Origin of the sequence: Bacteroides ihuae, assembly GCF_900104585.1 — a bacterium.
GTDB lineage: Bacteria > Bacteroidota > Bacteroidia > Bacteroidales > Bacteroidaceae > Bacteroides > Bacteroides ihuae.
On the sequence record NZ_FNVX01000005.1, the window covers coordinates 964,987 to 989,124 of the forward strand.

The 24,138-nt window shown below is 40.3% G+C and carries 21 protein-coding genes; 7 read left to right on the plus strand and 14 right to left on the minus strand.

Going from position 1 to position 24,138, the window contains the following annotated elements:
- Positions 1-88: 88 nt before the first annotated feature.
- A complete protein-coding gene (gene spt / locus BQ5338_RS09445; RefSeq protein WP_071146873.1) occupies positions 89-1,273 on the minus strand; it encodes a serine palmitoyltransferase in 1,185 nt (394 codons plus the stop codon).
- Between the two features lie 252 nt (positions 1,274-1,525).
- On the opposite strand from spt, the gene BQ5338_RS09450 reads away from it, so the two are divergent.
- Both BQ5338_RS09450 and aspS read left to right on the plus strand, forming a co-directional pair.
- Positions 1,526-2,563, plus strand: coding sequence for a diacylglycerol/lipid kinase family protein (locus BQ5338_RS09450; protein WP_071146543.1), 1,038 nt, complete (start codon positions 1,526-1,528; stop codon positions 2,561-2,563).
- 62 nt (positions 2,564-2,625) lie between these two features.
- Positions 2,626-4,389 (plus strand): aspartate--tRNA ligase, encoded by a 1,764-nt coding sequence (aspS, locus tag BQ5338_RS09455; protein ID WP_071146544.1) that lies wholly within the window; start codon positions 2,626-2,628, stop codon positions 4,387-4,389.
- 197 nt (positions 4,390-4,586) lie between these two features.
- Here aspS and BQ5338_RS09460 read toward each other — a convergent pair whose 3' ends face one another.
- Positions 4,587-4,817, minus strand: coding sequence for a DUF6965 family protein (locus BQ5338_RS09460; protein ID WP_071146545.1), 231 nt, complete (start codon positions 4,815-4,817; stop codon positions 4,587-4,589).
- Between the two features lie 324 nt (positions 4,818-5,141).
- Between BQ5338_RS09460 and BQ5338_RS09465 the strand changes: the two genes are divergently transcribed.
- The 5 genes from BQ5338_RS09465 (at position 5,142) to BQ5338_RS09485 (ending at position 9,764) form a co-directional block, all read left to right on the plus strand.
- Positions 5,142-5,807 carry a DUF2461 domain-containing protein gene (locus BQ5338_RS09465; protein WP_071146546.1) on the plus strand — a complete coding sequence of 222 codons (666 nt, stop codon included), beginning with the start codon at positions 5,142-5,144 and terminating at the stop codon, positions 5,805-5,807.
- Positions 5,808-5,844: 37 nt separating this feature from the next.
- Complete coding sequence (locus tag BQ5338_RS09470; RefSeq protein WP_071146547.1) at positions 5,845-6,291, plus strand: NanQ anomerase/TabA/YiaL family protein; 447 nt, start codon at positions 5,845-5,847, stop codon at positions 6,289-6,291.
- A gap of 29 nt (positions 6,292-6,320) precedes the next feature.
- Positions 6,321-8,333: an alpha amylase C-terminal domain-containing protein gene (locus tag BQ5338_RS09475; protein WP_071146548.1), complete on the plus strand. Its 2,013-nt coding sequence runs from the start codon at positions 6,321-6,323 to the stop codon at positions 8,331-8,333.
- Between the two features lie 320 nt (positions 8,334-8,653).
- On the plus strand, positions 8,654-9,319 hold the full coding sequence (locus tag BQ5338_RS09480) for a hypothetical protein (protein ID WP_071146874.1): 666 nt from the start codon (positions 8,654-8,656) through the stop codon (positions 9,317-9,319).
- 13 nt (positions 9,320-9,332) lie between these two features.
- Positions 9,333-9,764: a Riean_0653 family protein gene (locus BQ5338_RS09485; protein WP_071146549.1), complete on the plus strand. Its 432-nt coding sequence runs from the start codon at positions 9,333-9,335 to the stop codon at positions 9,762-9,764.
- A 22-nt stretch (positions 9,765-9,786) separates the two neighbouring features.
- Here the strand turns inward: BQ5338_RS09485 and BQ5338_RS09490 are convergent, their stop codons facing one another.
- The 12 genes from BQ5338_RS09490 to cobJ all read right to left on the minus strand — a co-directional run bounded on the left by BQ5338_RS09490 (position 9,787) and on the right by cobJ (position 24,104).
- On the minus strand, positions 9,787-11,484 hold the full coding sequence (locus BQ5338_RS09490; protein ID WP_071146550.1) for an alpha-amylase family protein: 1,698 nt from the start codon (positions 11,482-11,484) through the stop codon (positions 9,787-9,789).
- Positions 11,485-11,511: 27 nt separating this feature from the next.
- On the minus strand, positions 11,512-12,303 hold the full coding sequence (locus tag BQ5338_RS09495) for a patatin-like phospholipase family protein (RefSeq protein ID WP_071146551.1): 792 nt from the start codon (positions 12,301-12,303) through the stop codon (positions 11,512-11,514).
- Positions 12,304-12,609: 306 nt separating this feature from the next.
- Positions 12,610-14,121 carry a 4Fe-4S dicluster domain-containing protein gene (locus BQ5338_RS09500; protein WP_071146552.1) on the minus strand — a complete coding sequence of 504 codons (1,512 nt, stop codon included), beginning with the start codon at positions 14,119-14,121 and terminating at the stop codon, positions 12,610-12,612.
- 7 nt (positions 14,122-14,128) lie between these two features.
- The gene (locus tag BQ5338_RS09505; protein WP_071146553.1) at positions 14,129-15,064 is read right to left on the minus strand and encodes a DUF362 domain-containing protein; all 936 of its coding nucleotides are present in this window, start codon (positions 15,062-15,064) and stop codon (positions 14,129-14,131) included.
- Positions 15,065-15,084: 20 nt separating this feature from the next.
- Positions 15,085-15,483 carry a phosphoribosyltransferase gene (locus tag BQ5338_RS09510; protein ID WP_071146875.1) on the minus strand — a complete coding sequence of 133 codons (399 nt, stop codon included), beginning with the start codon at positions 15,481-15,483 and terminating at the stop codon, positions 15,085-15,087.
- Between the two features lie 5 nt (positions 15,484-15,488).
- Positions 15,489-15,998 (minus strand): ECF transporter S component, encoded by a 510-nt coding sequence (locus BQ5338_RS09515; protein ID WP_071146554.1) that lies wholly within the window; start codon positions 15,996-15,998, stop codon positions 15,489-15,491.
- A 152-nt stretch (positions 15,999-16,150) separates the two neighbouring features.
- Positions 16,151-16,864: a DUF3307 domain-containing protein gene (locus BQ5338_RS09520; RefSeq protein ID WP_071146555.1), complete on the minus strand. Its 714-nt coding sequence runs from the start codon at positions 16,862-16,864 to the stop codon at positions 16,151-16,153.
- Positions 16,855-17,499 (minus strand): SatD family protein, encoded by a 645-nt coding sequence (locus BQ5338_RS09525; RefSeq protein ID WP_235816399.1) that lies wholly within the window; start codon positions 17,497-17,499, stop codon positions 16,855-16,857. The genes BQ5338_RS09520 and BQ5338_RS09525 overlap by 10 nt, the downstream gene beginning before the upstream one ends.
- Positions 17,500-17,724: 225 nt before the next feature.
- On the minus strand, positions 17,725-19,638 hold the full coding sequence (gene cbiD / locus BQ5338_RS09530) for a cobalt-precorrin-5B (C(1))-methyltransferase CbiD (RefSeq protein WP_071146557.1): 1,914 nt from the start codon (positions 19,636-19,638) through the stop codon (positions 17,725-17,727).
- Positions 19,635-21,473, minus strand: a complete 1,839-nt coding sequence (gene cobM, locus BQ5338_RS09535; protein ID WP_071146876.1) for a precorrin-4 C(11)-methyltransferase — start codon at positions 21,471-21,473, stop codon at positions 19,635-19,637. The genes cbiD and cobM overlap by 4 nt, the downstream gene beginning before the upstream one ends.
- A gap of 19 nt (positions 21,474-21,492) precedes the next feature.
- Complete coding sequence (locus BQ5338_RS09540; RefSeq protein WP_071146558.1) at positions 21,493-22,695, minus strand: bifunctional cobalt-precorrin-7 (C(5))-methyltransferase/cobalt-precorrin-6B (C(15))-methyltransferase; 1,203 nt, start codon at positions 22,693-22,695, stop codon at positions 21,493-21,495.
- A complete protein-coding gene (gene cobJ / locus BQ5338_RS09545) occupies positions 22,695-24,104 on the minus strand; it encodes a precorrin-3B C(17)-methyltransferase (protein WP_071146559.1) in 1,410 nt (469 codons plus the stop codon). Before cobJ ends, BQ5338_RS09540 begins: the two co-directional genes overlap by 1 nt.
- Positions 24,105-24,138 lie beyond the last annotated feature (34 nt).

Below are 24,138 nucleotides of genomic sequence, written 5' to 3' on the forward strand. Positions count from 1 at the left end.
TATGATGAGCTTATGAATAAAATAAATGAGGTTAGCCAATTAAAAATTGAACTAACCTCATTTATGATATAACGTACGTAAATTGTGCTTAGATAATATTCAATGCTTTAAAGCATTTGTAGAGTTTATCAATAGCAATGTCAATTTGCTCCTGACTATGAGTAGCCATTAACGAGAAGCGGATTAATGTGTCATTGGGAGAACATGCGGGAGGAACCACTGGATTCACAAATACACCTTCATCAAATAACATCTTGGTTACCATAAACGTCTTATCCATATCACGCACATAAAGAGGAATAATAGGAGTAGCAGTATGGCCTATTTCGAATCCTAGGTCACGGAAACGCTTCAATGAGTAGTGAGTCATATCCCATAAGTGCTGAATACGTTCAGGCTCTGTCTTCATGATTTGAAGTGCGGCACGAGCAGCAGCAGTAGCAGCAGGGGTATTACTGGCACTAAAAATGTATGAACGTGAGTTATGTCTTAAGTAATTGATTACCGCTTCATCTGAAGCAATAAATCCTCCAATAGAAGCTAGCGACTTACTGAAAGTACCCATAATAAGATCTACATCGTTTGTTAGACCAAAATGATTGCAGGTGCCACGTCCTTGTCTGCCTAAAACGCCTAAACCATGCGCTTCATCAACCATGATGCTGGCATTGTACTTCTTAGCTAAACGAACAATTTCGGGTAGGTTGGCGATATCACCTTCCATACTGAAGACTCCATCTACTACAATCAACTTCACTGATTCTGGTTTGCACTTTTGTAGTTCCTTCTCTAATGACTCCATGTCATTATGCTTGAACTTCAAAGCAGTTGAGAAAGAAAGGCGACGCCCTTCTACTATAGAAGCATGATCGAGTTCGTCACAGATGACATAGTCTTCTCGGCCTGTAACACACGATACAACCCCCAAATTTACCTGAAATCCGGTAGAATAAATGATCGCATCTTCTTTTCCTACGAATTCAGCCAGTTCTTTCTCTAATTGAAGATGAAGATCTAATGTTCCGTTAAGAAAGCGTGAGCCTGCACATCCTGTACCGTATTTACGGGTAGCTTCAATAGCAGCTTCAATTACTTTTGGATGATTTGTTAAACCTAGGTAGGAATTAGAGCCAAACATCAACACTTTTTTGCCGCTCATGATTACTTCTGTGTCTTGTTCACTTTCGATGCATCGAAAGTAAGGATATACGCCTTTTGCCTTCACTTGTTGGGGCAGATCGTACTTTGCTAACTTCTCTTGTAATAATCCCATGAATTTTTTATTAAATAAGTCCGCTTTTTGAGCCATTAGTCAAAACGGCTGCTAGCTCTGATTTTATCACTAATGCGATATTCAAACAGGGGGCAAAGATAATAAAAATATGAAATGAATGTGTCACAACTAAAAATATTTATATTACTTTTGCCAGACAACAAAAGAATGATACGCATCGAGAGCCATTTTATTCGGATGTTAATCAGCTTTATGAATAAAAAAAGACGGCTTATCAGTATATGAATTAGTATGATGAAAAAAATACTTTTTATTATCAACCCTGCTTCAGGGACTCAAGGCAAAGAAGATATTCTAAACCAATTGGGTGATGTGATAGATAAAGATAGGTATGCTTGGGAGGTCGTGAAAACTGAAAGGGCAGGGCATGCTGTTGATATAGCTGCTCAGGCTGTACGCGATGGGGTAGATGAAGTGGTTGCTATTGGAGGTGACGGTACTGTGAACGAAATAGCTCGTTCGCTTATTCATACTCAGACGGCTTTGGGTATTGTACCCTGCGGTTCGGGCAATGGATTGGCTAGGCATCTACAAATACCAATGGACACAAAGAAAGCCCTTGAAGTCATTAATGAGGGTTTACTTGATATTATTGATTATGGTAAGATTAATAATATTCCTTTTTTCTGCACTTGCGGAGTAGGATTTGATGCCTTTGTGAGCTTGAAGTTTGCTACTGCAGGTAAGAGAGGATTACTCACTTATTTAGAAAAGACCCTTCAACAGAGCCTGACATATCAAAATCAAACGTATGAATTAGAAACAGAAGATGGCACAAAGAAATATAAAGCCTTTCTGATTGCCTGTGGCAATGCTTCTCAGTACGGCAACAATGCGTATATCACTCCACAAGCAACACTGACAGACGGATTGATGGATGTAACCATCCTTGAGCCTTTCACAGTGCTAGATGTTCCTTCGTTAGCTTATCAACTTTTTAATAAAACAATTGATCAGAATAGCCGAATAAAAACGTTCCGGTGCCAGAATTTACGAATTAATCGCAGTAAATCAGGAGTGGTACATTTCGATGGAGATCCCATGATGATGGGTGAATCTATAAATGTGGAAATAATAAAAAGAGGATTGAATGTAGTTGTGCCTCGCGAAAAAGATAAAGACACTCGCAATGTACTTCAAAAAGCACAAGAGTATGTCAACGGATTGCAACGCCTAAATGAATTGTTTGTTGAAGACATCGCCAATAAGAATCGCGTGATGATGAATAAAAATAGGGCATTACTAAAGAAGCTGACTAAAAGAGATTGACATTTTAGGAATTAATATGTATTTTTGCACTTTCTAAAAAACTAATATATTATAATATAGGTATGTTCAGAACATATACGTGTGGAGAATTACGTATCTCCGATGTTAATAAGCAGGTGACACTGGCCGGATGGGTGCAGCGCTCACGTAGAATGGGGGGAATGACATTTGTTGATCTCCGCGACCGTTACGGAATCACACAGTTGGTCTTTAATGAAGAAGTGGATACGCCGTTGTGCGAAAGAGCTAATAAATTGGGACGAGAGTTTGTCGTTCAGATAAAAGGCACCGTTAGCGAACGCTTTAGTAAAAATGGGAACATGCCTACAGGCGATGTGGAGATTATCGTTTCAGAATTGAATATACTCAATGCTTCCGTAACACCACCTTTTACAATCGAAGATAATACAGATGGAGGAGACGACATCCGCATGAAGTATCGCTATTTGGATTTAAGAAGAAACGTTGTTCGTGCTAATCTGGAGTTACGTCATAAAATGACGATGGAAATACGTCGTTATCTTGATAATATGGGTTTTTTGGAAGTGGAAACGCCAGTACTCATCGGTTCTACTCCTGAAGGCGCAAGAGATTTTGTAGTGCCATCGCGCATGAACCCGGGACAGTTTTATGCTCTTCCACAATCACCACAGCTATTCAAACAGTTGTTAATGGTGTCTGGATTCGATCGTTATTTTCAAATTGTAAAATGCTTCCGCGACGAAGACTTGCGCGCCGATCGTCAGCCCGAGTTTACACAGATTGACTGTGAAATGAGTTTTGTGGAGCAGGAGGATGTAATTTCTACGTTCGAAGGAATGGCCAAACATTTGTTTAAGACCATTCGTGGGGTAGAACTGACGGGACCTTTCTTGCGCATGCCGTGGAGTGAAGCTATGAAATATTATGGTAGCGACAAACCTGATCTTCGTTTCGGAATGAAATTTGTGGAGTTGATGGATATACTCAAAGGCCATGGTTTCTCTGTATTTGATGATGCTACTTACATTGGCGGTATCTGTGCAGAGGGTGCGGCTGTCTACACTCGCAAGCAACTTGATGCGCTGACTGACTTTGTAAAGAAATCTCAGATTGGTGCCAAAGGAATGGTTTATGCTCGAATAGAAGCTGATGGAAATGTAAAATCGAGTGTGGATAAGTTCTACTCACAAGAAGTTCTGCAGCAGATGAAAGAAGCTTTCGGGGCTAAGCCAGGCGATTTGATACTTATCCTCTCGGGGGACGATGCGATGAAAACGCGTAAACAGTTATGCGAGCTTCGTTTAGAGATGGGTAACCAACTGGGATTAAGAGATAAGAACAGTTTTGCTTGCTTGTGGGTTATCGATTTTCCTCTTTTTGAATGGGATGAAGAACAAAAGCGATTCATGGCTATGCACCATCCGTTCACTTCGCCAAAACTGGAAGACGTTCATTTGCTCGATAGTGACACAGGCGCTGTACGTGCCAACGCTTACGATATGGTAGTGAATGGTGTTGAAGTAGGCGGTGGATCTATTCGTATTCATGATAGCGAATTGCAGAACAAAATGTTTGGCTTACTAGGCTTTACAAGTAAACGTGCTCACGAACAATTTGGCTACTTGATGGATGCATTTAAATATGGCGCCCCCCCTCATGGTGGATTAGCTTACGGACTTGATCGTTGGGTGTCACTTTTTGCCGGTCTTGATTCTATTCGCGATTGTATTGCATTTCCAAAGAATAATTCAGGTCGTGATGTAATGATTGATGCTCCTGCTACTTTGGAATCTGCCCAATTAGAAGAACTTAATCTTATTATAGATTTAAAAGATCATAAATAACTATTATTAAACTATTTAGGTAGCTACAAACTTAGTTTATCGATAGCCACAGACTATACCTCAAATGCAGGAGATGATACCTGCATTTGAGGTATAATCTGTGGCTATTCTATTTTATTAAAATGAAGGATATAATACCGTTGATCGTTTCTTATAATAATTTGCCATCTGACCTGTGGAAAATTATTATAGGTAAATTATAATGGATGAGTCTCTAAGTATTCTTTTAATCGGTAGAGCCGAGTGATTGCGGCGTTATATAGTGGGTCAGGATAGTGTTGTTGAATGTCATAAACGTTGGCCACAATATATCTATTTACATTGTAGATATCTTCATAGTTAGTAAGTTGCACACTCTGAGGAAATTGTGTGTTTTGTGCCCAAGTTACTATCTTTTGTACACTCAGTTCATCGAAGTTATATTCCATGTTTTTTTTGCAAAGATATAAAAAAGAGAGCCTATTCATAGTCGTTGATAAAAAATCATTTTTCTTTTGTGAACAATTTATTCTTCTCATCTGTTTAATTTATGTGTTTTTCATAGTATTAGATATAAAATTAATAGAAAAAGATTGTGCTAGCTTGGGATGAGTAAGTACGTCGGAAACGGAAGAGTCTGTTTTTTTGATAAATGTGTTATAAGCATCGGTTCTTTAGAGCCGATGCTTTTTTTGCCCTGTTTTTCTTTAGTTTTTATAGCAAGTTACAAATAAATTTCGTACGTTTGCGAGGTAAATACTAAAGGAAAGACGATGAATACACCTGTTATCTTTCAATATTTAAAAGAACTTGCACAGAATAACAATCGTGAATGGTTTAATGAGCATCGCGATAAATATGAAAAAGCTCGTGTGGAGTTTGATAACTTCCTGGCAGCATTCATTTCGCACATATCGTTATTCGATGAAAGTATAAAAGGAATACAAACGAAGGATTGTACATATCGCATCTATCGTGATACTCGCTTTTCGGCAGATAAAACACCTTATAAGAACCATTTGGGTGGATATATCAATGCCAAAGGAAAGAAATCAGAACATTGTGGTTATTACATACACTTACAGCCCGGCAATTGTTTAATTGCTGGCGGTAGCTGGTGTCCACCACCTAAGATATTGAAAGCTCTTCGGCAAGCTATATATGATAATATTGAGGAATATCTATCCATTGTGGAAGATCCTGAATTTAAGAAATATTTTCCTGTCATAGGAGAGACTTTTCTTAAAACAGCTCCCAAAGGGTTTCCGAAAGACTTTAAGTATATTGATTACCTTAAATGCAAAGAGATTAGTTGCACGTATTCTGTTCCAGACAGTTTTTTTATGATGCCTGATGCCGCTGAACAGGCAGAGAGTGCTCTTCGTCAACTAAAACGTTTTATCGACTTTGTCAATTATACTGTCGATGAATTTGAATAATGTCTTATAATAAATCAACAATAAAAACATCAGACTCATGGTAGTAGACACTTTAGAAAATTTGGAGAAATACGCATCGTTGAACCCTTTGTTTGCTCAAGCTATAGACTATTTAAAATCTCATGATCTACACTCTTTGGAAGTTGGTAAAGTCGAACTTAAAGGGAAAGATCTTGTAGTGAACGTAGCACAAACAAATCCGAAAACAAAAGAACAAGCTAAGTTAGAAACTCATAATGAATTTATTGATATTCAAATTCCACTTTCAGGAACAGAGGTGATGGGATATACTCCTGCAAAGGATTGCCTACCAGTGAATTCAACCTATAATACAGAAAAAGATATTACTTTTTTTGATGGATTGGCAGAAAGTTACATTACTGTAAAACCAGGTATGTTTGCCATCTTCTTCCCCCAGGATGGACATGCACCCGGTGTTACTGCCAATGGAGTAAAGAAAGTTATCGTAAAAGTAAAAGCATAAGTACTGAAAAACCAAAATTCATCCTAATAATGGAAAGAACTCTTAATTTAATCAAAAATGACCCATGGCTTGAGCCTTTCAAAGACGCTATAACAGGGCGTTATCAGTATGCTATGGATAAGAAGTCCAAATTGACAGACGGAGGGAAGCAAACGTTGTCAGATTTTGCTTCGGGATATCTTTATTTTGGTCTGCACCCTACTGCTACAGGATGGACTTTTCGCGAATGGGCACCCAATGCTACGCATATCTATCTAGTGGGGACTTTCAATGATTGGACGGAAAAAGAAGAATTCTCATTAACACGTCTCGAAGGTGGCAATTGGGAACTCAATCTGCCTGAGAAAGCTATTCATCATGGCGATTTGTACAAATTGATTGTATGTTGGGATGGAGGTAAGGGAGAACGTATCCCTGCATGGGCCACAAGAGTTGTACAGGATGAAAAAACAGCCATATTCAGTGCGCAGGTCTGGAGACCCGAAGCACCATTTGCTTTTAAACAAAAGACATTTAAACCCACTACCGATCCGTTGCTCATTTATGAATGCCATATTGGCATGGCTCAGGAAGAAGAGAAAGTGGGAACATATAACGAATTTCGCGAAAACGTTTTGCCACGTATAGCCAAGGGAGGATATAACTGTATTCAGATTATGGCCATTCAAGAACATCCGTATTATGGCAGTTTTGGTTATCATGTGTCTAATTTCTTTGCTCCTTCTTCTCGTTTTGGTACACCCGACGAACTGAAAGAACTCATTGATGCAGCTCACGCACTAGGTATTGCAGTCATTATCGATATTGTTCACTCACATTCAGTGAAGAATGAACTGGAAGGTTTGGCCAATTTTGCAGGAGATCCTTGCCAATATTTCTATGAAGGTGCTCGCCGGGAACATCCGGCATGGGATTCACTTTGCTTTGATTATGGAAAAGATGAGGTGGTTCACTTTCTCTTATCAAACTGCAAGTATTGGTTAGAAGAATATCAGATTGATGGTTTCCGCTTTGATGGAGTTACTTCTATGCTCTATTATAGCCATGGGTTAGGAGAGGCCTTCGTTGATTATTCCGATTACTTTAATGGATACCAGGATGGCGATGCTATTTGCTATCTAACACTAGCTAATGAGATGATTCATCAGGTTAACCCCACTGCTATAACGGTTGCTGAAGAGGTTTCCGGTATGCCCGGACTTGCTGTCAAAGTAGAAGATGGTGGTTATGGATTCGATTACCGTATGGCCATGAATATTCCCGATTATTGGATTAAGACTATCAGAGAAAAGATAGACGAAGACTGGAAGCCGTCGAGCATGTTCTGGGAAGTGACTAATCGTCGCAAGGACGAGAAAACAATCTCTTATGCTGAAAGCCATGATCAGGCTTTGGTTGGCGATAAGACTATTATCTTCCGTCTGATAGATGCCGATATGTATTGGCACATGCAGAAAGGAGACGAAAATTACATTGTGAACCGTGGTATCGCCTTGCACAAGATGATTCGCTTGCTTACCTCATCTACCATTAATGGTGGTTATTTAAACTTCATGGGCAATGAATTCGGACATCCGGAATGGATTGATTTTCCTCGCGAAGGAAACGGATGGTCATGCAAATATGCTCGTCGCCAATGGAATTTGGTAGACAATAAAAATCTGGATTATCACTATATGGCTGATTTTGATGTTGACATGCTCAAGACCATCAAGAGTGTGAGAAACTTTCAATCTACCCCTGTACAAGAGATATGGCACAATGACGAAGATCAAATATTGGCTTATCAACGCAAAGACTTGGTTTTTGTATTCAATTTCAATCCAATGAAATCGTTCACTGATTACGGTTTCTTAGTATCTCCCGGCACTTACGAAGTGGTTCTGGATACTGACAATTCCGCATATGGTGGTCAGGGGCTATCAGACAATAGTGTGAAGCATTTTACTCTTCCCGACCCACTTTACGCATCGGAGAATAAGGAATGGATGAGACTTTATATACCTGCTCGTACAGCAATGGTACTCAGAAAAACAAAATAAAATCTAGCTATTCGTATAGACCAAATACAAACGGAAAAAGGGAGGTGAAAGCTTCCCTTTTTTTAGTACCCAAAAATTCTGCTAAGCTTCTATTAGATTACCGCAAACTCTTCAATCTGAATTAATGATTGATGCTAAATTGTTAGTAAGTTATTCTCAAGAGTAAGAGACGAAAAGAACTTTTCGCAAAAAAAACAAATCTTTTGGAGGTATTATGTTTTATTTGTAATAAATTTGTAGATCAAAATCTCAAAAGATGACTAAACAGGTTAATGCAAAAGCTAAAAAACGATTTATCTAATTATTCAAATATCTTTGTTATGAAAAACAAACACTATTGTCTTTTTTTCGGGCTAATGATACAGGCTGTATCTCTCTTTGCCCAAGATGCATCGATAGGAAAATATATGTTTTCCTTCCATGCTGGTCCATCTCAGTATATGGGAAAATTTATGGGAATCACGGACTACTCTGATCATTATCGCGATGGTTTGCGAGATGGTATTGCGTGGAACGTCAACTACTATTATTTGACGGACAAACATATCTTCCATTCATGGAAATTTGCACCGGGCTTCATTTATGAAGGATCACGATACAAAAACTCTCATCGCGATGGTTCTGATAAGATTCGAATGAACTATATCGCACCTCAATTGGCCTTATTTATGGTGAAGCGGAAATATAACCTATCTCTATCTGCAGGTCTAGGCTACCAATTCTATAAAGATAAAAGCACCGTGTATGATACTCCTCGAGAAGTGTCAATGAATAAGATTGCTTCTAATCTATCAGCAGCAGCAGAATATCTTTTCTCTTCTCAATGGGGTGTTTCCGGGAAACTAAACTGGATTACGAGTAGTTCAGATAGTTATTCGGTCAGATATCACGGTCAAACATGGAAAGTCGAAAGTCCTGAGTCAAGTGACGGAGGAGGAGATTTCTCTCATTTATCTTTATTAATTGGTCTAAATTATCATTTTTAACAAGAACTACACTATGAAATATTTATTATTTATCTGTGCATTATTTCTCTGCATCGCCTGCGAAGAGGATAAATCTGTTGATCCTACCATCATGCCTCAAGAGACAACGACCGGTGAAAATACTTTTGGCTGTTTGATGGACGGTTGGGTATATGTAAGTGGAAGATGGGGAACGCCAACTACTAACTATTATAAACAAGACAACAACACATACAAAATGGAGATATCTGCAGAAGTCGATTTGAAATCTTATATAAAATTCACCATCCTCAATCCGGAGCAAGGGAAAACAGTAGACTATACCGAGGCATATTTCGATACTCAATCACTTGAAGATGGAAAAGTTCACATCACTCGTATGAGCAATGGCATCATCAGTGGCACTTTCGAAGGGACTCGTATAACTAAAGGACGTTTTGACTTGAAATATAGGGAATTGAATTAATACACATCTATTTAATTAAGCGTTATAACTTTATTTTCAAAATCTTACCGCCATATGCTCCAACGAATGTTTCAGTAGCTTTGTAAGGAAGCAAGCTTATCGTCTCTTTCTTGCCTGTGAGCAAATCTGTAGCTTGGCATGATTCTACCTGAGGTATTTGTAAATAATCGAAGGCATGTGACGGAAGATTTATCGATACCTCCGCAGAGATGCAATCAAAGTTGACCAAAATAAGGAGTAGTTCGTGCTCATGCTTACGCAAAAATACGTACTGCTTGTGTTCGTTAAATCGCCAACCATTTTGGTTCACGTACATCAGATCAAAGAATACCCCTTCGGATATAGCACGCTCTTTGTTACACAAGTTTAGTATATGGCGGTAAGTCTTTTGCAAGTATTTCTGTTCTTCCGTCATTTTCTTTTCATCGAACTGTCCGCCGTTTCTCCACCGACGAATGCTATCCACACTCCAATAATCAAAGATCGTTGTTCTTCCGTCTCTTCCACTGAAACCCTCTGAATCCATGCCCTGTTCGCCAAGTTCCTGCCCAAAATAGATCATCATTGGATTTGTGTTCATACATGCAGAAACAATAAGAGCAGGAATACCTTTGCGAGGATCGCCAACAAAGAAATCCGAAGCAATACGTTGTTCATCATGGTTCTCCAAGAAGTTCAGCATTTTCTTTTCGATACCTCCCAAACTTTGCCAACTGCGACTAATTGCATTGGCGGAGTCGTATCCACAGGTAACATTACGAAGCGTGTCATACAAACCCACTTTGTCGTACAGGTAATCGAACTTACCGCGTTGCAAATAATTGCGATATTCAGCAGGATTGTACACTTCAGCAATGAATAAGAGTTGTGGATGTTTCTTCTTTACTTGTGGAATAACCCACTCCCAAAACTCCACGGGTACCATCTCTGCCATGTCGCAACGGAAACCGTCAATGTCTTTTGCTGCCCAAAAGAGAAGAATATCCAGCATTTTGGTCCATGTGTCAGGGATGGGAGAGAAGCAGCAAGTAGAACCATTTGAGTAATCAATACCATAGTTGAGCTTCACCGTTTCGTACCAATCGTTTATGTTTGGTGTCGCATCGAAACGATTATTTCCCGTAGCCTTTGCCGGCGATTCGCGGTAGGGTTCGTTAGTACCGGCTTTGAGATCGAATTGCCCCCGAAATTCTGATTGCGGAATGTAATAAAAGTTATTATACGGGCTGAATGATTGATTTACATCATCATTGGCACCTAGCTCCTCAGTTCCTTCAGGCTGCACATCAGAGTGATATTGACGCGCCACATGATTAGGTACGAAATCAATAATCATCTTTAGATCACTTGCATGCGTACGCTCAACAAGTTTTTCAAACTCAATCATTCGTTGCTGAACATCTTGAGCCAAGTCAGGATCCACGTCATAATAATCCTTTATAGCATACGGCGAACCCGCTTTACCTTTCACCACAGCCGGATGATCGAGGCGAATATTATACCGCCTGTAATCCGTTTGAGTGGCATGTTCAATGATACCCGTGTACCATATATGCGTGATACCAAGCTTTTTTATCTCTTCAAAGGCTTTTGGAGTAAAATCTGCAAATTTGCCACAACCATTGGCTACTATGTCATTATTGTTGATGCAGTGATTGTTGTCATTGCCAAACAAGCGTGGCAACACCTGATAAATGATGATTTTCTTCTTGCTGTTCATTTCTTGTTGGTGTTTAATGGTTTCTGATTACTTCCATATTTTCCCCTTTTCTGCGATAAGCTGAGTTAACTGCTCACTTCCCGTCTTGTAACCTAATTCAAAGATTTCTTCAGCCTTTTGCAATTCACGATTACTAAATCCATTCAGATTATAAGGTTCAATCAATAAGTCACAATGTTCAAATTCTTTAAAAGTATTGGCTCTGAACATTAAGTGATAAGAGCGCAAAGCAATACCCACAATGTTCATTTTATACTTCTCCATATTCAGAGGGCTTACGTTGATAGCTACCACCTTATCACATTCTTGGCGAATGATGGTGGCAGGCAGATTCATAAATAATCCTCCATCAACATAGTGCACACCATTGATTTTGACCGGAGCAAAAAGTACAGGCATACAGCACGAAGCTGCAACACGCTCGGCAATATTTCCTTTGCGAAACTGAATACTCCTGCCATGGTCCAAATCAGTTGCCGTCACAATAAGAGGTATCTTCAGTTCTTCCAGCTTCTGAGCTTTCAGGTTGCTTCTCAGAAACTCCTGAAACTCTCCCAGCTCAAATAACCCCACTTTAGGAATAACCATTTTCGTGAGGTCCTGAAATTTGTGTCCGGAAAAATAGTCGAGTACTTTGTAAGGTTCATTCCCATCAGCATAGAAAACTCCGGCTAAAGCACCCGCACTCACTCCTGAAATGATATCCGGACGAATGCCATGTTCCAATAAAGCCTGCATGACGCCTAAATGTGCAAATCCCTTTATAAAGCCACCGCTTAGGGCATAGCCTATATTATATGAACGACTCGTAATTTCCATTTGTATATTGTCTCTGAATAGTTGGCCACGAAGTTAATAATATTTCCTAAGGTTTAGATTGACTTAAAACAAAAAACTGTTAATCAAATCAATGTTTATCTTTCTTTAGGAATTTATTTTACAAGTAGCCTTTATAATGCAATGCACATAACTTCAGCGTGGTGAACTAGTTACTTCAGCGTGGTGAATTAACTAGTTCACCACGCTGAAGTAACTAGTTCAAGAAACCCCACTCACAAGGCTTTGCAGAGGGGGTCTTGCTAGGTATTAAATATTAACACAATAATGAAAATTACATTCTAAAAGTCAAAATCCGAAGTTATCAATCTCAATCTTTTCTTTTTTTTCTTCTTTAAATGGCTTAGCGGCTATCTGCACAGGATTACCTTCAATGTGAACAGCTCTGTAGGGACGGGCAGGGCAAACATACTCGCAACCGCCACAACCTACGCAAATATCTCTGTCTACTTTAGGAATAGTCAGCCCATCTTTATAGGGTACCATAGCAATAGCTTGAGTGGGACAGTGTTCAGAACAAGCTCCGCAACTAGTATTGTCTGTGTGAACGATACAATTCTCTAGTATGAAAACCACATAGCCCATTTGGGTTACATGTTTTTGCTTCACTGTCAGGGGTTTGATAGCTGCTGTGGGACATACGTCACCGCACACCGTGCAGTCAAAATTACAGAACCCTTTTTCGAAATCTACCGTAGGTTGCATCATTCCCTCTAAACCGTATTCCATAAATGCCGGTTTCAATACATGAGAGGGACATTTGCTTACGCACAGATGGCATGAGGTACAGTTTTCCTGAAAGTGTTCGAGGCTAACTGATCCCGGAGGAGTCAACGGGTTTTTCTTTTTATAAGCTTTACCCGTGCTTAGTAGGGTAGATTGTGCATGTAGCAAAGCTTGAGGTGCCACAAGTGCGGTAGTGATTCCGGCAGTCATAAAGCGACGTTTAGAAGCATCTACTCCTTGACGGGTGATGGCAGCAGAAGGAGTGAAATTTATAGCTTCTTGCCTGCAATCTTTCAAACAGTCGAAACAATCAACGCAGCGGCTGTAGTCTATAGAATGGGTCGATACGCTGATGCACGAAGCCTTACACTTGGTGGCGCATATACCGCAACTGGTACACTTATTTAGGTCAATACGAATTTTGAATACAGAGAAGCGACTAAGAAACCCTAACACAGTGCCTACGGGGCATATTGTGTTACACCACGTACGTCCATTTCTCCATGCCAGAAAGCCGATCAGTAAAAAAGTGACGACTCCTATCACGAGAGACAAGACGCTGCGAATGGCTATATCTACTTTGTAAAAAGTATAATTCTCTTGACTAGAAAAGATGCTCTCCAATAGATTATTGCATAGCATGTATGCCGGCTTAAAGATGCCTGTGATCATTCTGCCATATGCACTGTAAGGGTCTAATAATCCAACTACGAAAGATATTCCAAAGACGAAAGCCAAAATACTAATAGCCAATATGATCCAACGCAATAAGGTTTTTGGCTTGCTATAAGCAAACTTCTTTTTTTTCTTGGCAAAGAGGCGAGAAATGCGGTTCGTCACATCTTGAAAAACACCCATGGGGCAAATCACTGAGCAGTAGATACGGCCCATAAGCAAAGTGAGTACAATCAAGACAACCAGTATGATAGCGCTCAATGAAAGTAGCGCAGGTACGAATTGTACTTTCGCTAACCAATGAGCACCTTCGGGCAATATGCCTGCAAAGTCCAGAAAGTAAAAGGTAATTAATACAAAAAATAAAGTCGCTACAATTATTCGTGTTATTCTAAGCATAGTTATGTTACATCTTTATTCGCTTGATATTCAGTTTATCTAAATCCATCGTTCCTATTTTCAATGCCTGTCCATTGGCCAGATGCCCTACGGTTTCCAGCGGCATTTCACGTATCTGATTGAAGAACTTAGCTGCAGCAGTGTCTACCGCCACAATATCCTGTGACATAAAAAGTCCTTTAGCCAGTACCACATCAGAGGTGGAACGTCCGCGTGGACCATTTGTCTTCATCACCCGATAGGCGTCGACTACATTCAACACTGCTTTCTTTTGCAACGTGCACATATCTGCAATGCATTGCTGAAGGTCGTTTTGATGAAAGAATCCACGGTCCCACACGATACCCATATGATTCTTCATTGACATAGTGAGGTTGGCACCACCGTGATTTTTCAGCACAGGAACATTGATCCACACATCACAATTCAAAATAGCCTCATGTATTTTTGCTTGCTTCATAATTTTTCCGGCAGGCAGGGGAGCAGTACGATAGTACGACTCCAAATGAGCAGGCATCACCTTTGCTCCGGCAGCTTTTGCTGCTGCTTCTATACCACTGTTCTTATAGCACTTCTGCCAATCATCGCACGTATGGTCAAATACAGTCACCTCTTTGGCTCCGGCTGCAAAACATTGCTTTACAATTTCGCCCACAAGTTTCGGGTTTGTATTTCCGGCTAGTTCAGGTACTTTATCCCAACCAATATTAGGTTTCACCACCACCTTTTGTCCCGGTTTCACAAACTTTTTCATACCTCCCATTTCAGTAATGGCTCGGCGAAACATCGCTTCAGGTTCACCACCCATCACCGCCACAAGGTCTACTTTGCCTCCTCCTAGTTTACTAACCGACTGTGTCAGTATTTCCATGGCTTCAGAATGCTGTATCGTCATGGCAGCACCGGTTATAGCCACTGTTCTCAGAAAATTTCTTCTATCCATAGCCTACATATAAATTAAGGTTATACTATCCAGGGAAATTTGAAACATGCTTCATCATATAACGCATAATCAGCATTCCCGTTTACTGCAAATGTCTTTATCAGTTTTGCCTCTTTCAGTAGTTCGCGGGCAAACAAAATGGTACTTCCTGTTTTAATCCGGTCATCTACAAGCAAGATCCGTTTATCATGAAAATCAAAGTCAATGGGTGCCACCAACTGGGGATGGTCGTATTTCGGTCGCTGATTTTCATCTCTGAGATTAATCTTTAGCAAGTGTATCTCTTTCTGTAACCGTTGGTTGATGATTGCTGCCGGAACGATACCACCGTTGGCAATAGCCACAATCAGATCAAATTCTTCTTCTATCGGCAGGGTACGAAAACGCTCCATGACCTCTTCAAACGTTTTTCCTCCCATCAGCATCAAATCTTAGCAATAGCTTTCAACAAAGCATATCCTCCAAACAACTGAATGAGCATGCCCGGAATACCCATGCGGAAATCTTGTGCGGCATCATAAAAATTACCTAAAATGGCCCATTCAATAGCTGTGCCTATTAGTTGATAACCTAAAATTGCGATCAAGATGGCTCCAAGAGAGATTTTTTTACTGTAATGAGCGGCAGCAGCAGCAGTGACAGCAAGTAATCCCGATTTGATTAAGATGATTGGCAATACAGCTACCGGTGGCATTCCAAATAACAAACTGTTGACAATAGGAGAGAAGAGCGCAGTCAGTAGTCCTACTTGCAAGCCATACTTATAAGAAGCTATCAACGTAAAGAAGTAAATAGGTAAAAGAGTGGGTCCCCCATACGGAGTAAGGTGGCAAAGTTGCGGTAATACCAAGTTTCCTGCCACAAAGAGTAAGGTGAAAAGGTACGTTTTTGAGTTGCTGAGGTTCAGCGAATAGAGCTTAGCTGTTGTTTCCATTATAATTAGAGTTAATGATATTCTATCCTTGCTCTACAAATGTACATCATTATTTCAATAAAAAAAGCTATCTGCTTGTTTATTAGGCAATAAACCTATCAAAAAATAGAAAAACAACCTTCAGGTAAACTTTCAAAATCAGCCAAAGTAGATTACAACAAACCTCTTACACTCAACCCAACCATAATAGCAATGATGAAACTGGCAAATGTGCCTATTAGCACATATTCTGTTGTCTTTATATCTTTCGCATTATTTAGCTCACCAAAACGAAAAATAGACTTCGCAGCAAGCAAAAATCCTATCGCTTCTATTTGATTCAATAGAACAAATGTCAAAATCATAATCCTTTCTAAATAGCCAATCCAGCATCCGGCATTTTGCAAGTTATTCATTATTTCATGACTCATCCTCCACCTCTTGGTAAATAGCGATAAAAAGATGGATGAAGGCTTTAAAATCAGCAGATAAGCTATCGCAATAACCCAAAACTGTTCGTTCTTTAGCAGATACATTAAAGAATCTGCTAGTTGATTAAATTGTTCGGTAAGTGTGAGCCATAATGAAATAATTACCAATAGATGTAGGCTCTGATCAATTATAAAAGAGTTAAGTCCGTCTTTCTGATTAGTTTTCCATAGATCAATTAGCAGATGAGAGATAAATATAATGGGTAGTATGTACCATTTATCCCATTGTAAAAGAATACAATAGGATAAAACAGCATGTGTCAGGCTGTGGTAGATGTGAGAAGCGACTTTCTTCTTATTCTTGCTACTGACCACTTTATCAGATTGGATAATGAAATCAGAGAAAATATGTGCGAAGAGTAGTCTGAAAAGAATGTCAAACCCTGTTAGTTCCATCCCATGCGTTCTTTTAAAAGCTGTTGGTATCTATTCAAGTATAATTCGATTAAGCCATAATTGGCTGTTAGCAATCTTTTATTAATTGTCTGAGGGGATTTCTGTAACATTTCAGCTAATTCTCTCTGAGAAACCTTTTTCAGTAACCAATAATAGATTGCTTCGGCCTGAACAATGCTCCAGCTTGAGATGAGCTCGTCGGCAAATGCGGTACTGACTGTGAATTCGTTGTTAAATTCTTCCCAAGGAGTTCTTAGCGCCATCTTTTCTGCTTTGCCCATTTCATCAAACTGCCTTCCTGAATTGTGAAAAGCTTCGCCATCCGACTGCACAATACTGTTGGCTTCAAATTCCACCTTTCCTATTCCCAACGAAACTCTGGCATCCCATTTCATTGTTTCGAGCGTGTTTTTTTGCAATCCACTCCTTATTAATAAGGCAATTTTTAAAGCGTCCAATACTTCGGGAATAACGATTTGAAAACTATCCCCTCTAAATATCTCCATTTCGATGGGGGATATATTTTCATTTATCTCCGTTACGATATTTTTAAGCGTAGTCAATAAGATACCTCTGTTTTCTATTTCAATCTTAGTAGAATGAACGATATCACCTGTTATGATTCCTTTTAGCATAATAATAGTATCTCCCTTTGAGGTTATTCATCTAATTCCTTTGCAAATATAATGCTATTTTTCAATAAATCAACCTCCAGTAGTTGATTTTCGTAAATCAACCATTATCGGTTGATTTATTGAAATCAACCTCTAGTAGTTGATTTATTCTCTCTGCTGAATCAAAAACAAAAAAGCATGAAGAACTTTCATTGCAGCGGATGCAAAAACAATATTTTGGATAGATTAAAAGACCGTTCCTTCTTCATTAAGTAATAGGATAGTGAGATCTCCATGGGGTAGAAGTGGGGCAGCATGTTTCATGCAATTTTCAAGTAATAAAGAGAAGAAGCAAGTTTGCTCATCAGTAGAAAGGAGTGTCCATAGTTCGCGAGCAAGGGTTATATTACCTATAAAATTGACCTTTTGAGGTTCGCAACCGGACTTCTGGGCTATCTGTTGCAAAAAGGCTCTGTTCATTGTGGTGTTCTTGCTATGCGTATCGAGAAATCCTTCGGCCAACTTTACTGCCTTTCCAATCATAATACCTAAAGTAACTTTTTTGATATTTAGTTCGGAAGCAATCTTTAGAGTCTCTCCAATAAAGTTACCATAATGTACAAAAGCTTGTGCAGGTAGTGTCGGGTAGATTTTGCGAACAGATCTCTCACTCTTTGCACCGGAATTAATTACTAGTCTGTCGCTACCTGTAGCCTTGGCTACTTCTATCTCTTTACGAATGGAATTAATAAATGCTTCCGATGAAAAGGGCTTTACAATGCCCGAAGTACCGATAATGGATATACCTCCTTCAATGCCCAAACGTGGATTGAAGGTTCGTTTGGCTATTTCTACACCAACAGGAACGGAAAGATTAACAGTAACCATTGTGGGGGAGGCTTCTAGTTCTGCAAGCAAAGCTCTCAGATTTTCCTCTATCATCTTACGAGGAGAGTGATTAATGGCAGGACCATCAATTTCCAGCCCCAATCCCGGAAGAGTTATTCTCCCTATTCCTATTCCACCACAAAGGACTATGACGGGCATATCTTTCGCTCCGTTTATTTTTTCATCTCCCCTAAGGATAATAGGAGAAGTGTCCGAATAACTATTTATAGCATGATTATTCTTGATTTCATCGTCACTAAGGGTCTCATCTCTGGTCGAAACCGTAGCAACAATTTCAATTCCGTTGGTAACGTCTGGATCATCTCCGGCATCTTTGATAACAATACTTGTAGCAGAATGATCGGAAACAAAACGGCTACAGCTTACTACCAGCGAGAGACTTTCTCCGTTGGGTAAAAGAATCGTAGCGCTATCTTGTTCTTTCCTTGTCAATACGGTTTTAAGCGCTGCTACAGAAGCTGCCGTAGCACAACTTCCAGTAGTGAATCCTGTGCGCAACGGGAAGAATCCGGGAAGAAATTGTTCGATAGCTCTACGCAAGCCATGTTCTCCATTTACCGAAAAAAAACCATCTGGCAATAATGGACGTTTTATTACAAATACAGAAACGCCTATTTGTTGCGCTGCTTTCACCTTCTCGATGAATCCGCCCGATTCTCCGCTCTCCTTAGTAATGATCGCATCTGGATGAAGTTCGTTCAGTAGTTTCTTTTCATCTTCTTCAGGATGATAAAAGACGATTCTTTGAGAATTAAATCCTTCATTAACAGCCATTTGAACGGAAGATTCGCGTTGAAGCACACGAAACCAACAGTCGTGTTCTCTCCAATAATCACGAAGTTTGCTGATCGTTTGTACACCAGTAAGGGCCAATAAGCGTTGTATTCCCTTTAGTTTAAGTTTTTTTACAGCATCCTCATAGTTTTCGCACCAAATAATCTCTTTATCTCGTGAAGGATAGATTCGCTCGTAACGTATCACAGGAATACCTAATTGCTCAGAAGCATCAGCAATTGTTTGGTGCAATTGCACGGCAAACGGATGAGCAGCATCGATTAATAGGCGGATTCCTTTCTCCAGACAAAAACGAGTCATCGCATTTATATCCATTCCACCGGAGAGACGTATCCCATTGAGACAAGAGACCTCCTGCCACTCTCCTTTAGTAGAATAGTAATAAGGCTGTCCGGCTTCATCGGCTACCCTAACAGCCGCTTTTCCTTCTGTTGTTCCTCCAAATATTAAAATCATACTTTGTTTTTATCTTCTTCAGACTGACGAAACAAATGAGTGAATTTAGATGAATACAAGTGCGAAAGCCCTTTTCTGTTATCAATAGCCTCACCAACCACAATCATCGTAGTAAGCGTTAATCCGTTGTCTTTAACGATATTGGCCAACTCTTTCAACTCGCCACGAAAGATGCGTTCGTCTTTCCAAGTTAGGTGATAGCAAGCAGCCACCGGTGTAGTGGGAGGATAATGTTGTAGTAACTCTTCTTGAACCTGATCAATGACTGATGCGCTAAGAAAAATGCACATGGTGCTTTGCGAACGGGCCAAGAGATGTAATTTCTCTCTCTCCGGCATAGGAGTACGTCCTTCACCACGAGTAAGGATAATGGTTTGTACCTTCTCCGGAATAGTAAATTGCGATTGCAATGCTGCCGCTGCTGCCTGAAAGGAAGATATTCCCGGGGTGATATGATAACTCATGCCATGCTTGTCAAAGAAGGCCATCTGTTCCTGTATAGCACCATAAATGCAAGGATCACCGGTATGAAGTCGAACGGTAAACAACTCTTTGTCGTAAAAGCTCTTCATAAGGGCAAACTGTTCTTCCAGACTCATAGAAGCGGAACTGCGTACCGTTGCACCAACTTTGGCACAAAGTGTTAGTTCGCGAGGAACCAGACTCCCTGCGTAGAGAATAAGATCAGCTTCTTTAAGCATTCTTTGACCTCTCACAGATACCAACTCCGGATCTCCGGGACCGGCGCCGACTATTTCAATGTGTCCGCCACGAAGTACTCTACGATCCAGGGCAAGAGCAAAAGTGAAGTTATTATTCTCACTTAACATTCCTTTTTCTTTCTCTATCACTAAGAGACCATCAGCAGCACTTTTCAAAGCAGATGCTTCGGCTACCCCATAAACACCTGTAGCCTCAAAAACCCTTTCTGACGGATTGGGTACTTCTATACCTTTCAATTCGTCGGCAGAATAAATATGGAGAAGGGTATGTGGAAATTGTATTTTGAGATCGTTTATCAATGGTTCCTCTTTTTTCAACTCTATGGTTGATATACTTGCCACAGAAAGAGGAGAAACTCGATGATTGAGTAATTCATTTTTAATGTATGCACTTATTCCATCAGAAAGGCAATTCTTTCTACAACCAATGCCCAAATGCATTACTCGAGGATGATAGGATAGCATGGGAATAGTAGAGGAATAAACAAAAGGAGTGACTGCTAAAATTAGCTGATAGTCTTCTTGAACAATATCATTAAAGTGATAGAATATAGTAACATGATCGGGACAAGTTTGCTCTAAATATTGCGTACCACTATCTTTTATATCAAGTAATAAAGCAGTTGGTTGTCCATTAACGAAAGCCGTTATGATATGGTTCATGCTATCACCGGAGATAGAGGTAGTCCAGTTTTGTTTTTTAGCCAAAGTATCAAGCGCCCAAAGTCCATGATTATCACTTTGAGTCGTGACAACCGCTTCTGCTCCCAGCACAGATGCTACGTGTTGTGTCAGCTCATTCGCTCCACCAACATGTCCTGATAATACAGAAACAACGTAACGTCCGGTACTATCCACATTGATAACAGCAGGATCGGTATGCTTGTCTTCCAAGCAAGGAGCAATGCTACGAACACAAATCCCCATGGCTCCAATAAAGATAAATGCATTGAAATGGTGAAATTCTTCCTTTACAAAGTGTGCCAGATTCTCTATCTGTTCGCACCCCTTTAATTCTGTAGTAGTGTAAATAGTACTTTCAGTTAGCTCACGACAAATGGTTTGTGCGATTGGAAGACTATTGGCCGAAACAAGTAAGATGGCTGTTTTCATTTTCATCTATAGTATAAAATTAGCATCTACGAACAGCCCCGATAATGTTTATGGGGTTAAATTGGTCGATAGATACACGCATATTTTGTATTAAACTTAAGTTAGTGCAGCTTTGTATCGCTTCCAAGAATAGTTGTTGGCTCTCTTCAGAAACAGAATTGAACACGATAATACCTCCCGGCTGCAGTACGCAATAGGCTTTCATTACGATTTCTTTCAATTTACCTCCATGTCCGCCGATAAAAATAGCATCCGGAGGAGAGAGCATTGATAGATCTACTTCCAAAAAATCACCAATTATACTGGTTATCCCCGGAGCACCTAACAAACGACTATTGGCACGCATAAGCTCTTCTCCTTCTTTGCGAATTTCGAAGGCCGTAACCAATAAGTGTGGGAATTGCAGTTTCGCTTCTATTGAAACAGAGCCTGTGCAGAAGCCGATATCCCAAAAGGAAGAGCGAGATTGCAAGCCCAAAACACTGAGAGTGATAAGTCGGATGGGCGCTTTGGTAATCATCTTTTCACGCCCGTTGAGATGTTGAAAGAACTCGTCGGGAATGCCAAAATGTTGCGTATTCTCATTTCTGTTCTTCACAAGTATCAGGTTATTGGGGTGCTCGAAGATAATGCTCGCAGCCTCCTGAATTGTGAGTGTGCGAATACGTTGTTTCTCTTCATTGCCCAGATGTTCGCCTACATGCATCACGTAATTGCCATACTGATACTCCAACATACGAGCAGCAATACTGGTGGGAGTATGTTCCCGGTCGGTAAGTACGCCTATTTTAGAAATGCGTTCAATCAATGCTCTGTCGAACTCATGCCAAGGTCGCCCCGTGAGCGAAACAATGCGCATGTCTTCATACGGCAATAGCAATTGATGAGCCAATGTTTGCAGAGAATTGAATGTAGGATAAAGTTCTACCTTAGCATCAGGTAGTCGCTTTATGATAGTATTGCCAAAACCGAAAAACAAAGGATCACCTGAAGCGAAGACGATCACCTCCGAATGAGGAGCATACTGAGCAAAAACCTCATCTAGTGGCACAACAATGTTGATCCATTGAGCCCCTGTTGGTAGTAAATCTTGCACAATCTCCCGATGACGAAGTCCCCCTGAGAAAACTTTACCGTCTTTAATCAGTTGCACAACTTCCGGTTTAAAGTATTGTTGCCTACTGTCACTCAACCCAATGACTATAAATCGTTGCTTTTCCATCACACGTCTCTCCCCGGTCTAAGTTGTTCGGCATCATTGTAACATAGAATGGCATTGACCAATGTAGCAGCCAGATTGCTACCTCCTTTGCGCCCTTCAATAATCAGTTTAGGAATCGCAACAAAAGGTTTCACCATGTGTTTAGACTCTTCCACGTGAACAAAACCTACTGGCGCAGCAATGATACCTGCAGGCAAAGATTTGCCTTTGCGTACCAAGTTACATAGTTCCATCAGTGCTGTAGGAGCATTTCCGAAAACAAAGATTGCTTCCGGATATTCTTCTACAGCCAGACGAATGCCTGCTTGTGTACGGGTAATACCTTTCGATGCAGCCAACTCGGCCACTCTCTCGTCATGCAGATAACATTTCACTTCTATCCCCATGCGTTGCAAAGCACCTTTGCGTATGCCCGAAGCCACCATAGTTACGTCTGTCACAATCGTTTTCACTTCCCCCGCATTCAGACGTTGATATAAAGTTTCTACGGCTCCCTCATCAGTGTAGAGAAGATTCTCCATCTCAAAATCGGCTGTAGTATGTATAGCATGTAGCAATGCCCACTTCCTGCCAAGAGGGATGTTCTTATTCTTTAGTTCGGCTTCAATCGTACGAAAACTGCGAATCATTATTTCTTGTCCAATGCCTGCTTTGGCATCTGTTTGTTCTCTGTAATAGCCGCGAGGGGTAATAAAGCTACCGTTCCATTCGTAGGATTGCGAGTTACCTATCAGAATAACGGTAAACATATCCGCTTCGTCGGGATTGAAGTTACCTAGAGTAGTGACGCGTACTTGTTGCTCTGCTCGCCCTGCCTGACGGACAATACCTACAGGTGTTTCAGGAGATCGTCCTTCTTTAAGAAATAGTTCCTTAAGCCGATGTAACTGCCAATATCGTCCCTCACTGCGAGGATTATAGATCGCAGTAACAAAATCGGCCATGGCTGCGGCAATGATTCGTTTTTCAATACGTTCCCAAGGAGTCATAAGATCGGATAGAGAGAGTACACAGAAATCGTGACCTACGGGTGCTCCCAGTAAACTGGCAGCTTTTTGAAAAGCACTGATGCCCGGAAGAGAAACGATTTCTATATCGCTTTCCCGTTCACGCTTCATTTCATAGATGAGTGGTGCCATGCCATAGATGCCCGCATCACCGGAACTGATGACACAAACCGTTTTCCCTTGTTCAGCGTAAACGAATGCCTCTTCAGCTCTGGCACGTTCACGCTTCATCCCCGTGTCAATACAAACAGCATTGGCAGAGAGATGACACTCTATGAATTGAAAATAGTAATTATATCCTACTACAACATCTGCTTCGCGTACGGCTTGAATCACAGCTGGAGTAATATCTGCTTCGCTTCCAGGTCCAATGCCTGCTACTATAATTTTCCCTTTAGTCATTTTATAAATTAAATGATATTTGCAAATATAGAAA